Origin of the sequence: Defluviimonas sp. D31, from assembly GCF_033436765.1 — a bacterium.
Lineage (GTDB): Bacteria > Pseudomonadota > Alphaproteobacteria > Rhodobacterales > Rhodobacteraceae > Albidovulum.
The window spans coordinates 370,885-384,461 of the sequence record NZ_JAWQFN010000004.1; the positions used below are offsets into that span (position 1 = coordinate 370,885).

6 protein-coding genes are annotated in these 13,577 nt (G+C 65.9%); 2 read left to right on the plus strand and 4 right to left on the minus strand.

Annotated features, from left to right (window positions below):
- Positions 1-6 precede the first annotated feature (6 nt).
- Positions 7-1,524 carry an AAA family ATPase gene (locus R5H32_RS10285; RefSeq protein ID WP_318338590.1) on the plus strand — a complete coding sequence of 506 codons (1,518 nt, stop codon included), beginning with the start codon at positions 7-9 and terminating at the stop codon, positions 1,522-1,524.
- Between the two features lie 30 nt (positions 1,525-1,554).
- Here R5H32_RS10285 and R5H32_RS10290 read toward each other — a convergent pair whose 3' ends face one another.
- The 3 genes from R5H32_RS10290 to R5H32_RS10300 form a co-directional block, all read right to left on the minus strand.
- Positions 1,555-2,211: a response regulator transcription factor gene (locus R5H32_RS10290; protein WP_318338591.1), complete on the minus strand. Its 657-nt coding sequence runs from the start codon at positions 2,209-2,211 to the stop codon at positions 1,555-1,557.
- Between the two features lie 600 nt (positions 2,212-2,811).
- Complete coding sequence (locus R5H32_RS10295) at positions 2,812-4,122, minus strand: HlyD family type I secretion periplasmic adaptor subunit (protein WP_318338592.1); 1,311 nt, start codon at positions 4,120-4,122, stop codon at positions 2,812-2,814.
- Complete coding sequence (locus R5H32_RS10300) at positions 4,119-5,846, minus strand: type I secretion system permease/ATPase (protein ID WP_318338593.1); 1,728 nt, start codon at positions 5,844-5,846, stop codon at positions 4,119-4,121. The genes R5H32_RS10295 and R5H32_RS10300 overlap by 4 nt, the downstream gene beginning before the upstream one ends.
- Positions 5,847-6,295: 449 nt before the next feature.
- Between R5H32_RS10300 and R5H32_RS10305 the strand changes: the two genes are divergently transcribed.
- A complete protein-coding gene (locus tag R5H32_RS10305; RefSeq protein ID WP_318338594.1) occupies positions 6,296-8,332 on the plus strand; it encodes a DEAD/DEAH box helicase in 2,037 nt (678 codons plus the stop codon).
- A 98-nt stretch (positions 8,333-8,430) separates the two neighbouring features.
- Here the strand turns inward: R5H32_RS10305 and R5H32_RS10310 are convergent, their stop codons facing one another.
- Positions 8,431-13,263: an NAD-glutamate dehydrogenase gene (locus R5H32_RS10310; protein WP_318338595.1), complete on the minus strand. Its 4,833-nt coding sequence runs from the start codon at positions 13,261-13,263 to the stop codon at positions 8,431-8,433.
- Between the last annotated feature and the right edge of the window lie 314 nt (positions 13,264-13,577).

Here is a 13,577-nt window from a genome sequence, read left to right on the forward strand (position 1 = left end):
TGAAGCATGCATCAGGATCTGAACTTCACACCGACGCCAAACGGGAACATCGCGCCGGCAAACCGGGCGGACCCCTTTCGCGACCTGATCGAGAAGCTGAATTCCGCCGGTGTCCGGTATTGCCATTGGAAAAGCAACATACGCCTGCTCGAGAGCCTGATGGGCGAGGAGGATCTGGACATTCTCGTCCACCGCGAGGATGCCGAAGCCTTCGATGTCATCCTCGCGCAATGCGGTTTCAAGCCCGCCGTGTCGCGCGGCGGGCTGACCCATCCTGGCGTGTTCCACGCCTATGCGCTGGACGCCTCCGCAACCCGCCTGCTGCATGTGCACGCCTATTTCCGCGTCGTGACCGGCGACAGCCTGGTCAAGTGTTACCGGCTGCCGATTGAACGGGACCTGCTCGGCGTCGGCGCCGTTTCGGACGGAGTTCCACTGCCGACGCCGGAGGCCGAACTCGCGCTCTTTGCGTTGCGCATCCTGCTCAAGCATCTCCACCCGGTGGAGATCTGGATGGTCCGGCGCGGCTATGAGGAAGTGGTGCGCGAGCTCGACTGGCTGCGGAACCGCGCCGACCTGCAGGGCGCGGCCGAGCTCTGGCGCGAATGGATGCCCGCGAGCGAGCCTCCCTCACTCGAATCCGCGCTCGCCGCCATCGCCGAGCCCCGCGCCTGGCTGCGCCGTGTCGGCCTCGGCCTGCACCTGGCATCGGGCCTGCGCAACCACCGGCGGATCGGCACGATCGCCGCCGAAGTCGAGCGGCTGCGCCGGGTCGGACGGATGGCGGTCGGCCGTTTCCGCAGCCGTCGCGATCTGGTTCCCCGGACCGGCGGGCTCATCGTCTCGATGGTCGGGCCGAAGGCGGTGGGCAAATCGACGCTAAGCGGCGAACTCGCGCGCCGCCTCGGACGGGAACTCGACGTGCGGCGCGTGCATGTGGGCAAGCCGCCTCCGACACTCCTGAGTTTTGCCCCGCGGCTGCTGCTGCCGCTCGCCCGCCGGCTGTTCAAGCGCGAGCGCGCCGGCGAGTATGAAAAGCCCGAACGCCGTAGCGAGGGACGCTATTCGCTGCTCTATGTGCTGCGCATGACGTTCGCCGCCTACGACCGGCGGGCGCTGATCCGGAAGTGCTGGAAGGCCGCCGCGAGCGGGACGATCATCGTCACCGACCGCTACCCCTCCGAGACGCCCGGCGCCATTGACAGCAGCTGCTTCGACGATGCCGCGATCGACGCCTGCGACTCTGGCCTGAAGCGTTGGTTGATGCGGCGGGAGCGCGCGCTCTACCTGGGCCTGCCGCGGCCCGATCTGGTGATCCGCCTGACGGCATCGCGCGAAACCGCGGTTCGCCGCGATGCGACCCGGATGAAGGAGGGAGGTCCGGATGCGGATGCCGTACTGCGGCGCTGGCGGATGGAGACGTCGGCCGGTTTCGGGTCTGTGCCGGTGGTCACTGTCGATACCGACCGCACCATCGAGGCATCTGCGGCCGATGTGACCCGCGCCGTGTGGAGGGCTATCTGAATCGGTCGGGGGAACAGTCCGTCGGCGCGATCAATGCTCGCCGACGCCGACCTCCCGAGCCCAGAGCGCGACTTCGGTGCGGTTGGTCGCGCCGGTCTTTCTCAGGATCGACTTCACATGCACCTTCACGGTGGCGTCGGATATGTCGAGATGGCGCGCGATCACCTTGTTGGGGGCCCCCTTGGCCAGCCCGTCCAGGACCTGCCGCTCGCGCACCGACAGTTTCTCAAGGAGCTCCGGACCGGACGACTCCGTCTCGTCGGTTGCTTGCGAGCCGACGTCATCCCAGCCGAAGGGCATCGGGAAGAAATGCTCGCCGAGCGCGATGAGCTCCAGTGATTTCACGAGATTGGCCGGGGTGCTCGAACTTAGGAGCACGCCATCGACACGCGCCGCGGCCGCCATCGGTGCGACGCTCTCGCAATTCTGTTCGACCATCAGGGCGATGTGCGCGGACGGATACCTCTGGCGCAGCAGTTCGGCCTCGTCCGGCTCCAGCCTGCCTTGCCGGACAAGACTCACAAGGATCACGTCGAGCGCGTCCGACGGATGCGGGGCGGCGGACGCCTCCTCGACGCTGGACCATGCATCGACCATCTTGAGAGGGCGCCGGCTGAGCACGCGCATCAGCCCTTCGCGCATGATGCAATCGGTTTCTATGATGGCTACTGAGAAGGCTGCCGTCATACTTTCGCCCCCCCAAATTCGCCGGAAATGCTTCGTTGGAAAGCGGGCATCAACAACATATGCACTTGGTACCCCTACAAATATGTGACAAATATAACACTTATTTGACACTACTTTTCGATTCACCACAAGAGGATATGCCTCATCCAAAAGTGGCAACCCGACGGTTCGCCTTGGTCAGTCTGAAGGTTTGGTTAAGTCACTTATACTTCCGGGCACTGTAGGCTAGGAAATATCGCCCCGCACAATCCGTGATGAGCGAACAATCACCCAAAATGGCAGCTATTGCGCCCAAACCGCACACATCAACGCGCAGAAGTCAGCAAGGGAGATCGAATCGGGCGCATGACATGGCAGCTGATTCCGATGGGGTCCCGCACCGCCAAAACGCCTCCTCTTCGCATCCAGGCATGTCCGGGCGCGGAAACCGGGCGGCAGGTTGCGCACGGGTTCCATCTGCCACAATCCGCTTCGACTGCGGCCGGATCGTCACACTGCTCGTCGCCGGTTCGCGCCCGGGTCGGCGACCGTGTTGAGACGCCGAGACCCATTGCGGCTCCCCAACATGTCCGCCGCCCGAGAGGGAATGGCCGTTCGCCTTCAGCTTTCGCGAAACGCCCGGTTGAAGTAGTTGACCATGGGTTTGGTCAGGTAAGAAAGCGGCGTTCGATCTCCTGTTTGCAGGAAGCTTTCGACCGGCATCCCGGGGAGCAGCACCAGGTCGGGCCGGTTCTCGAACGCGTCAGGATCGGGCGTCAGGATCGCCTCGTAGTACTGTATGCCGGTCTTTTCGTCGGTCACTGCGTCGGCAGAAACGCGGCTCACCGTTCCGTGCACTTCCGGCGTTGTGCGGCTGTCGAAGGTCGTGAAGCGAAGCGTCACGTCCTGGCCTGCATGGACCTGGTCGATATGAACCGGGTTGATGCGCGCCTTGACCTGCAAAGGCTGGTCGCCCTGCACGATGTACATCATCGGCTCGGCGGCGCGGATCACGGACTGAAGCGCGAAAACACGTGACTCGAAAACCACACCGTCGACCGGTGCCCGGACATCGAGGCGGGTGAGCCGCACCTTAAGGCTCAGTCGCCGTTCCTGAAGCTCGATCTCGGCGTATTGCAGGTCGCGTATCTGGGTGATCGCGTCTTCGCGCCGGCGATCGGAGATTTTCAGGATCTCGATCCCGGTGGCCGAGATCTTCGTGCGCGCCTCGGCTGTTGCCGAGGTGAGGCGCCCGATCTCGCCCTGAAGCCGCGCTTCCTCTCGGCGCAGCTCAAGCACTCGTGACGCCGAAACAAGGCCCTTGTCGAAGAGCGAGTTCTGGTTGTGGAGCTCTTCCGCGATCAGGCCGAGCTGTTGTGTCAGCGCCACGAGCTGCGCCCCAACGCCCTCAATCTGGTTCTCGATCTGCTGGATCTGTTCCTGAAGCCCGTCGGTTTCCTTGGCGATCGAGTCCCGGCGCGCGAGGAACAGCGATCTCTGTCCATTTATCTGGCCTTCGACCCAAGCCGGATCGAGCGAAGCGAAGCTGTCGTCGATGTTGAAGACCGGCTCCTCCAGGTTGTCGCGCTCCGCCTCGAGCCGAGCCTTTCGCGCAAAGATCTCCAGCAACTGGCGCTCGACCGTCGCCAGCTCGGAGCGCAGGAACGTGCCGTCGAAGCGAACCAGGACGTCTCCCTTTCGCACCGTATCGCCATCGTGTGCCAGTATGCTGCCGACGACACCGCCGTCGGGGTGCTGGATCACCTGCTGGTTTGACGGCACCTCCACAATTCCGGGCGCAACCACCGCGCCGGCGATGCGCGTCCCGACACTCCATGCCCCGATCCCCCCGGTCAGCATCACCAATGCGGCGAAACCGATGGCGAGCGGGAGACGCGCGCTCCACCTGGCGCGGTTCGGTTCCGGCGTCATGACTGCGTCCTCCGGGCGATGACACGTTGCACGTCCCCGGCGTTGCGGATCATCGACTTGATGATCTCGTCGCGCGGTCCGTAGGCGGCAACCCTGCCTCCATCGAGGATCAGGAGCCGGTCGCAGGCCGAAATGGCCGTGGGCCTGTGCGTCATGATGATGACCGCGCGCTGGTCGGCCTTCATGGCCTCGATCACGGCGTTCAGCGCCTCGGAGCCTTCGGCGTCGAGCGCGGAATTCGGCTCGTCGAGAACCAGCAGAACCGGGTCGGCATAAAGGGCGCGGGCCAGTGCGACACGCTGCTTCTGACCGCCGGAAAGCTGCGCATCGGCTTCGCCGATCCGGGTATCGTAGCCGTTGGGCAACCCGAGAATGATCTCGTGCGCGCGCGCCTTCATCGCGGCGGCCAGCACCCTGTCGGTGTCGGGCTCGGGCGCCATATGGGCGATGTTTTCCGCCACCGTCCCTTCAAAAAGCCTGATTTCCTGCGGCAGGTACCCGATGAACTGGCCGAGCCGCTCGGGCCCGTACTGGTCGAGCGTCGCGCCGTCGAGCCTGACGATCCCCGCCTGTGGCGCCACGAGGCCGAGGATCACCCGCGCCAGAGATGTCTTTCCCGCCCCGCTCTTGCCGATAACCCCGATCGCTTCGCCGGGCGCGACGTCGAGGCTGACCCCTTGCAGGACCGGCCGGTCCGATCCGCGCACAGCAACGTTGACGCCGCGGACTTCAAGCCGCGCCGCCGGCGCCGGAAGTTGGGTCGGTTCGTCGCGCGCCGGAACCGCAGCGAGAAACCCGCCGAGCGCTGTCCATCCCGAGCGCGCCCGCTGCACCACCGGCCATTGCGACACCGCCAGTTCAATCGGTGCCAGCGCCCGGCCAAGCAGGATCGACCCCGCGATCATCGCGCCGGCCGTCAGCTCGCTGTGCAGCACCAGCCAGGCGCCGAGCGCCAGGATCGCCGATTGCAGGAATAGCCGGAACGCCTTGGTGAAGGCGCTGAAACTGCCGGTCCAGTCGTTCGCTCGGATCGTCCCGTCGAGTGCGGCATCCTGAAGGCCGGTCCACCGCCGGACCATGTTGCCAAGCATTCCCTGTGCCCAGATGAGCTCGCCCGCCCCCTCGGATTGCTTGGAGAAATTCAGGGCCGCGATGGACTGCTTCTGTGCCTCGGCGACCTTTTTCGCGGTGATGAACTGGTTCAGAAGCGTCGCCACGATGAGAAGGGTTCCGCCCGCGACCGCGAGCCAACCGAGATAGGGATGAAAGACGAAGATCGCCGTCAGGAAGACCGGCGTCCACGGCAGATCGAACAGCGCGAGCAGGACCGGCGCGGTGAAGAAGGTCCGGATGGAGTCGAGATCCTGCGTCGCCCTGATACCACCCTTGCCGCGGTGATGAAGCGCGACGTCCTCGAGGACCGCGCGGAAGACACGGTCGTCGAGCGAGGCCTGGAACCGGGCGCCGACCCGGGCCATAACCCGGCCGCGCGCGAACTCCAGAAGACCGTATAGGGCGAAGAGAGCTGCAACGAGGATGGAAAGTGCGACCAGCGTCTCCTCCGACCGCGATCCGAGTACCCGGTCATAGATCTGAAGCATGAAGAGCGGACCCGTCAGCATCAGGAGGTTGGTGAACACGCTGAAGATGAGGGTCGCAAGAAAGAGCCCCCGGCTGCCGGCCCGCGCCAGCGAGGGTTCGCGATGTGAAATCCTTCCGGCCATACATAACACCCGTTAATCGCGTCGGGCCGATTTGCGGCCGCGACATAGCTACTTGGTCACGCGTATCGCTCGTCTTTTCGCGTCCAGCGACGATCGTTCCGAAAAGAACCCGCCCCCTCCCGCTATGCAGCAATCAAATTAATAAATGGGCCATCAGAACATTACTAACCGGACAATTACATAGGCTGTCCCAAAGGCGCCCGTGAGTCAAATGATCACCGATTCGCCAGCAGGGCCGATCCGGCGAGTCCTTCAGGTGCGGCGGCCCGATTGCCTCGCTCCCGGAAAACCGGGGGCGCGGGATCCTGGCCGCCGTCCCCGGTCGAATTTCCAGACGGGGCTCAATAACGATGGGCATCCGCCGCAAATGCTGTTAGAGAGTCTGGTCTCGCGCGGCCTAGACTGCGCCCAATGGCGGTCTCCGCCACAGCTCCACGGACCCTTCCTGCATGATCGCCCCCCTTTCCGACGCGCTCTCCGAGCGAGGCTATGACAAACTTACCCCCGTGCAGCAGGCGGTCGCCGATCCCGACCTTGCCGCGTCGGATCTGCTGGTCTCCGCGCAGACGGGTTCGGGCAAGACCGTGGGCTTCGGCCTTGCGATCGCCCCGACGATCCTCGGCGAGGCGGAGCGTTTCGGCCCGGCCGCCGCGCCACTTGCGCTTGTCATCGCGCCCACGCGCGAGCTTGCCTTCCAGGTGATGCGCGAGCTTGGCTGGCTCTATGCGAAGACCGGTGCGCGGGTCACGTCCTGCGTCGGCGGGATGGACACGCGCGAAGAACGGCGGGCGCTGGACCGGGGCGCGCATATCGTGGTCGGGACGCCGGGACGGCTGCGCGACCACATCGAGCGCGGCTCTCTCGACATGAGCAGCCTGCGCGCGGTCGTGCTCGACGAGGCCGACGAGATGCTCGACCTCGGCTTCCGCGAGGATCTCGAATTCATGCTCGGCCAGGCGCCGGAGGACCGGCGCACGCTGCTGTTCTCGGCCACCGTTTCACCGGGGATCGCGAAGCTCGCCGGCCAGTACCAGCGCGACGCGCGCCGGATCAGCACCATCGGCAGCGCCGAGCAGCACGCCGACATCAGCTACCAGGCGGTCCGCGTCGCCGCCTCGGACAGCGAACACGCGATCTTCAACCTTCTCCGGTTCCGCGACGACGAAAGCGCCATCGTCTTCGCCAACACGCGGGCCGCCGTGAGCCACCTAACCGCGCGGCTCGCCAATCGCGGCTTCGCCGTCGTGAGCCTTTCGGGCGAGCTGAGCCAGAGCGAGCGCACCCACGCGCTTCAGGCGATGCGCGACGGCCGTGCGCGGATCTGCGTCGCCACCGACGTGGCCGCGCGCGGCATCGACCTGCCCAACCTCAACCTCGTGATCCATGCCGACCTGCCGACCAATACCGAGAGCCTGCTGCACCGCTCCGGCCGGACCGGCCGCGCCGGACGCAAGGGCATCTCGGCGCTCATCGTGCCGCCCAAGGCGGTGAAGAAGACCGAACGCCTCCTGCAATACGCCAAGATCAAGGCGGAGTGGTGCGTCGCCCCCTCCGCCGAGGACATCTTCCGCCGGGACGAAGAGCGGCTTCTGGCCGATCCCGCATGGGACCAGCCCGCGACCGAGGCCCAGGCCGCCTTCGCCGCGCGACTGCTTGCGCGCCACAGCGCCGAGGCGATCGCGGCGGCCTACCTGCGGCTTTACCATTCCCGCCAGTCTGCGCCCGAAGAACTGCTTCCGCCCGACACGAAATCCGCGCCGCGAGACCGCGCTGATTTTGGCCCGCGGCGCTGGTTCGCGCTTTCGGTCGGTCGTGACAATCAGGCCGAGGCGCGCTGGATCCTGCCGCTCCTGTGCCGTGCGGGCAACCTCGACAGGTCGGCCATTGGCGCGATCAGGGTGCAGGCCACGGAGACATTCGTCGAGCTCGCCGAGCGGAGCGTCGGTGTGTTCCTGGCGGCCATCGGCCCGGAGGCCGTCCTGGAAGAGGGGATATCGGTCCGGCAGGTCGACGGCGCGCCCGATCAGCAAGCAGCAAGCCATGCGCCGAGAAAGGAGCACGACTCGTTCCGAGAAGATCGCAAGGAGCGCAAGCCCAGGTTCGGCGACGCCACGGCCCGGTCGGGCAAGGCGGGCGCGCCGCGTGCGGAGCGGCACCCCGGCTCATTCTCGGACGGCGACCGCGCAGAGCAGGAAATGACAGCGGCGGCACCGGCGCGCAAGTCCGGCGAAGGGAAGCCGGCTCCAAAATGGGACGGCAAGCCGACGGCGCCCAGGGGCAAACCGCACAAGACGCATACCGAAAAGGCAGGGCCGAAACCGGCCGGCAAGACGAAGGGCAAATCCGCCTCGACCTCCGCAGCCTCGCGCGACGCTTCGGAACGGCCTGCGAAGCAGTGGCAGGCCAAGGCGGATACGCGGAAGCCTGGCAAGCGGGCCCCGACCCGTGATGGCGGCCACAAGCCACCTCATCGCGGCAAGCGGTAAGACCGCCGGAACCTCGGGCACGAAATGCGTCCCGGTCTTTACTCACGGCCGAGTTGCCACCGGCCGTGCCCCGTCAGGCCAATACCGGAGCCAAGCGCCTAGCCCTTGCTGACGGCCCTGAGTTGTGACGACGCCGCCGCCAGCTTGGCGACGCTCAGGGCGCCGCTTGCACGCAGTTCGGACATCATCCGGTCGGCGCGCTCGGCGGCCTCGGCGTTCGCCTCGATCCATTTGGTGATGCTCGAAGCGCCGGGCTTGATGCCTTCGACGGCCAGTGCGGCCGCGCCGATCGCCGATTGCTGGGTGCGCAGTTCGGCCATCAGGCGACCGAGCGCAATGCGCTCCCAATGATCTGCGGGCTCGATCTGGCGCGAGACGGACCGCAGCCAGTCGAGGCCGAAACGCGCGCCGGCCGCAAAGTAGTTCGCGGCCACGTCCGCAACGTCGCGTCCGAGCGTCGCGGCCACCTCGACGATGTCCAAGGCTCCGCCGAGAAGCTCCAGCCGCGCGATCTTTTCGGCCAGCGCCTTCGGCGCGTCCGCCTTGGTCAACTCCTTCGTGCGCTGGGTCAGGCGTTCCTTGGAGAATTGGGCGATCAGGTCATGCGCCGTCGCGGCGACTTCGATGACGCCGGGGCCGTAGAGCTTGATCGCGTCATGAACCGGCCCGTCGCCGCCCTGCAGCAACCGCAGGCTCTGGGCGGCAACCATATCCGACAGCGCCAGATGCATCTGGATCTGGGTCAAAGCCGGCGCCTTGTTGTCCAGCGCATTGACCTCGGCGGCGATGTCGGGAAGGCCGAACACCTCGCGCGCGATGATGAAGGCGCGCACGATCTGCCCGACCGACGCCCCGGTTTCCTCGTTCAAACGATGATAGAGCGACGGCCCCGCTTCATTGACGAAGGCGTTCGCGGCGACGGTCGCGATGATCTCGCGCCGGAGCCGGTGGGTTTCGAGCACCGCCTTGTACTTGGCGCGGATCGGGCCCGGCATGTAATTGGTCAGCAGCCGCTCCATGAAAGGATCGTCCGGAAGATCCGAGCCGAGCAGTTCCGAAAAGACGTTGATCTTGGCGTAGGCGACCAGAACCGCGATTTCCGGTCGCGTCAGCCCCCGGCCGTCCTTGCGACGCTCGGCGAGATCCTCGTCCGTCGGCATAAGCTCCACCACCCGGTCGAGCAGTCCGCGCCCCTCCAGCGCCCGCATGAACCGCGCATGGTCCTCCAGAAGCGCCGGCGCCCGCGCCTCGACGAGCGAGATCGCCAGCGTCTGGTTGTAGTTCGTCTGCAGGACGAGCTCGGCCACCTCGTCGGTCATCTTTGCGAGGAGCGCGTTGCGCTGCTTGTCGGTCATGTCGCCGGCGCCGACGACCGCGCCCAGTGCGATCTTGATGTTGACTTCGTGGTCCGAACAATCGACTCCGGCGGAGTTGTCGACGGCATCGGTGTTGATCTTGACGCCGCGGCCCGAAAGCTCGATCCGCCCGCGCTGCGTGACACCGAGATTGGCGCCCTCGCCGACGACGCGGGCGCGCACTTCGTCCGCGTCCACCCGGGTCGCATCGTTCGCGCGGTCGCCGGCATCGGAATGGGTTTCCTCGGACGCCTTGATGTAGGTGCCGATACCACCGAACCACAAGAGGTCCGCCGGCGCCTTCAGAAGCGCATGGATCAATTGGAACGGCGTGAGCCGGTCGGACTTGAGGCCGGTCAGCTCCCGGATCTCGGGCGTGAGCGAAATCGACTTCGACGCGCGCGAGAAGACCCCGCCGCCCTTCGAGATCAGCTTGGCATCGTAGTCCTGCCAGCTTGACCGCGGCAGCGCGAACAGGCGCGTCCGTTCGGCAAAGCTCTTGGCCGGGTCGGGGCTCGGGTCGATGAAGATGTCGCGGTGGTCGAAGGCCGCGACCAGCTTGATCTGGTCGCTCAGCAGCATGCCGTTGCCGAACACGTCACCGGACATGTCGCCGCAGCCGATGACGGTGAAGGGTTGCTTCTGGACGTCGTGGCCGAGCTCGCGGAAATGGCGCTTCACGGCTTCCCAGGCACCCTTCGCGGTGATGCCCATGCCCTTGTGGTCGTAGCCGTTCGAACCGCCCGAGGCGAAGGCGTCGCCCAGCCAGAACCCGTATTCCGCCGCCATCCCGTTGGCGATGTCCGAAAAGGTCGCCGTGCCCTTATCGGCCGCGACCACCAGGTAGGGATCGTCGCCGTCCCGGCGCACGACCGCCTTCGGGGGCACGACATCCTGGCCGTCGAGATTGTCGGTGATGTCCAGAAGCCCCGACAGGAAGGTCTTGTAGCTGCGGATCGCCTCGGCGAGCACCTCGTCGCGGCTGCCGCCCGCCGGCAGGGCCTTCGGCAGGAAGCCGCCCTTGGAACCGAAGGGCACGATGACCGCGTTCTTGACTTGTTGCGCCTTCACGAGACCGAGCACCTCGGTGCGGTAGTCCTCCTTGCGGTCCGACCAGCGCAGCCCGCCGCGCGCCACCGGGCCGCCGCGCAGGTGCACGCCTTCGATCCACGTCGAATAGACGAAGATCTCGCGCCACGGGCGCGGCTGCGGAAGCTCGTCCAGCGCCGCGCTGTCGAACTTGAACGAAACGTAGCCCTTCGGCTGCCCGTTCGCGTCAGGCTGGTAGTAGTTGGTGCGCAGAGTCGACTGGATGGCGTTGCGGAACCGACGCAGGATGCTGTCCACGTCCAGGCTCGCGACGGCCTCGAGGGCCGTCTCGATCTCGCCCGCGATGCCTGCCGCCTTGGCCTCGCGTTCAGCGGCGTCGCCACCCTCGGCGGGGTCGAACATCGCATGGAACAAGGCCACCAGCGACCGCGCGATGGCCGGGTTGTCGGCAAGCGCGTCTTCCATGTAGTCGACGGAATAGGAAATGCGCGCCTGGCGCAGAAACCGGCTGTAGGCGCGCAGCGCCATCGTTTCGCGAACGCCAATCCCGGCCAGAAGCACGAGCCGGTTAAGGGGGTCGTCGTCGGCCTCGCGCGACCACACCGCCGTGAAGGTCCGCTCCAGCTTCTCACGCAGGTCGGACAGGACGAACGTGCTGCCATCGGCCGACTGCATGAAGAAATCGTGCACCCAGATATCCTGCTCGGCGCGGGTGACCTCGAATGGGTGTTCCTCGAGAACCCGGAAACCCATGTTCTCAAGCACGGGAAGGCAGTCCGAAAGGGGCACCGCCGGTCCGAGGTGATAGAGCTTGAACCGCACCGACGTGTCCGGGTCCTCGAGGCGGCGGTAGAACTTCAGCGCCAGCGGCCTGTCCCCGGTCAGCTCTTCCATCTTCGCGATGTCAGCGATCGCGGTCACGGTGCTGTTGGCATCGCGATAGCCGTGGGCAAAGCCCTGGTGGTAGAGTGCATGGAGCCTGTTGCCCTCATGCTCGCCAAGCTTCTCGATCAGGCCGTCGCGCAGGACATCGCCCCAGCTTCGCACCGCGCCGACGATCTGTTGTTCGATCGCGGCGATATCATAGTCGGGCGCGCCGCCGGGCTTCAGCGCGACGACGAAATGCACACGTGCCAGGGCCTCGTGGCTGAATGACGGCGTCCAGGTGGCCACCCGGCCGTTGAGCGTCTCGGCCAGGATATCGCCGATCTTGATCCTGAGCTCGGTATTGTAGCGCTCGCGCGGCACGTAGACGAGGCACGACACGAACCGGCCGAAACGGTCGGGCCGCACGAACAGCCGGGTCCGCGGCCGGGTCGCCAGATGCAGCACGCCGACCACGTTGTTCTGGAACCGCTGGTCATCGGCGCTCTGGAACAACTCGTCGCGCGGAAACGTTTCCAGCACATTGGTCAGGGCCTTCGCGTCGTGGCTGTTCGGGGCGAAGCCGGCACGGGCGACGATCCTTTCCACCTTCTGCCGCAGCAGGGGAATCGAGCGCGGGCTGCGGTTGTAAGCCGCCGAGGTGAAATGGCCAACGAAGAGATGCTCGCCGATCACGCGCCCCTTGGCGTCGTAATGCTTGACCCCGATCAGGTCGAAATGCGCCGTCCGATGCACCGTCGAGCGCCGGTTCGCCTTCAGGATGAGAAGCGGCGAGTCGTCGGTGACGAAGGCGTCCATGTCGGGCGACCAGTGCGCGTAATTGCCGCTGGCATCGCGCAGGACCGAATAGTCCGGATCGCGCATCAACCCGAGGCCGGAGCCTTCGACCGTATCGGACCCGAGCTCGCGCCCCTCGCCGATCCTGTATTCGCGGTATCCCAGGAAGGTGAAATGGTCCTGAGCGAGCCATTCCAGGAACTCGATCACCTCGCCGGTTACGCTGGCGATGCCCTTCGGAGCATCCTTGCGCAGTGAGTCCACCACGTCGGAAAGTTTGCCCAGGATCGGCTTCCAGTCGGAGACCGCGACGCGCACATCGGCCAGGACCTGCAGCAATTCGGCTTCCAGCCTGGCCAGGATCTTGGGGTCGGCGATCTGATCGACCTGGACCTGGATCACCGACTCGCGCATCGCACCCTTGGTATCCGGGCCGACCAACCCGGTCAGCGCGCCCTCGGCATCGCGGGTAACCGTCAACACCGGGTGCAAGAGCGCATGGATGCCGAGGTTCCGCTCGGTCAGGAAGGCTGTGAGCGAGTCGACGAGGAACGGCATGTCGTCGTTGACGACCTCAAGCACGCTGTGGGGCGACGACCAACCATGCTCGGTCATGCCCGGATTGTAGAACCGGACATGAGGCGCGCCCGGCTTGCGGACGGCGCAGAATTTCCAAAGCGCCAGCGACGCTGCATAGAGCTGCTCTGAGCCGGTGCCGATCACCTCGTCGAGCGAGACATTGGCGTAAAGCTGATCCAGCGCGCTCAGGAAGCTCTCGCGTTCCGCCTTGCCGAGCCGCGCGGTCGCAATTTCGCGAACCGCCTGAAGTTTTTCGGTCAGAAGGCTTTGATTTTTCTGGCCCAAGGCTTGTCCCCCGCTGCTTGCATGTCCGTGCCGCAGCAAGGACTTTCACCCTGTCTGGGGTCCGGGATTGCTGCGACCTTTCCGGGCAGGCTCAGGTTGGGCCGCAAATGCGTCTGGCGTCAAGTTCCCCGTTCTGGCGAGGCCGGCCATCGCCCTCGACGCCTCTGGCCACGGACGCAGCCGCGCGGGCGGCCGGAGCCATCGATCGCCCCGGCGAACCCACGGATGGAGGACCCTCAAGCTCGGAATCCGGACCCCTTCGGCTCCGGCAACTTGACGCCAGACGCATTTGCGGTCCAACTTTAACCGACCCG

Bases quoted from the DNA above. Each gene is read 5' to 3' on its own strand.
- R5H32_RS10295 (WP_318338592.1), bottom strand. From the start codon at position 4,122: ATGACGCCGGAACCGAACCGCGCCAGGTGGAGCGCGCGTCTCCCGCTC.
- R5H32_RS10300 (WP_318338593.1), bottom strand. From the start codon at position 5,846: ATGGCCGGAAGGATTTCACATCGCGAACCCTCGCTGGCGCGGGCCGGC.
- R5H32_RS10290 (WP_318338591.1), bottom strand. From the start codon at position 2,211: ATGACGGCAGCCTTCTCAGTAGCCATCATAGAAACCGATTGCATCATG.
- R5H32_RS10305 (WP_318338594.1), top strand. From the start codon at position 6,296: ATGATCGCCCCCCTTTCCGACGCGCTCTCCGAGCGAGGCTATGACAAA.
- R5H32_RS10285 (WP_318338590.1), top strand. From the start codon at position 7: ATGCATCAGGATCTGAACTTCACACCGACGCCAAACGGGAACATCGCG.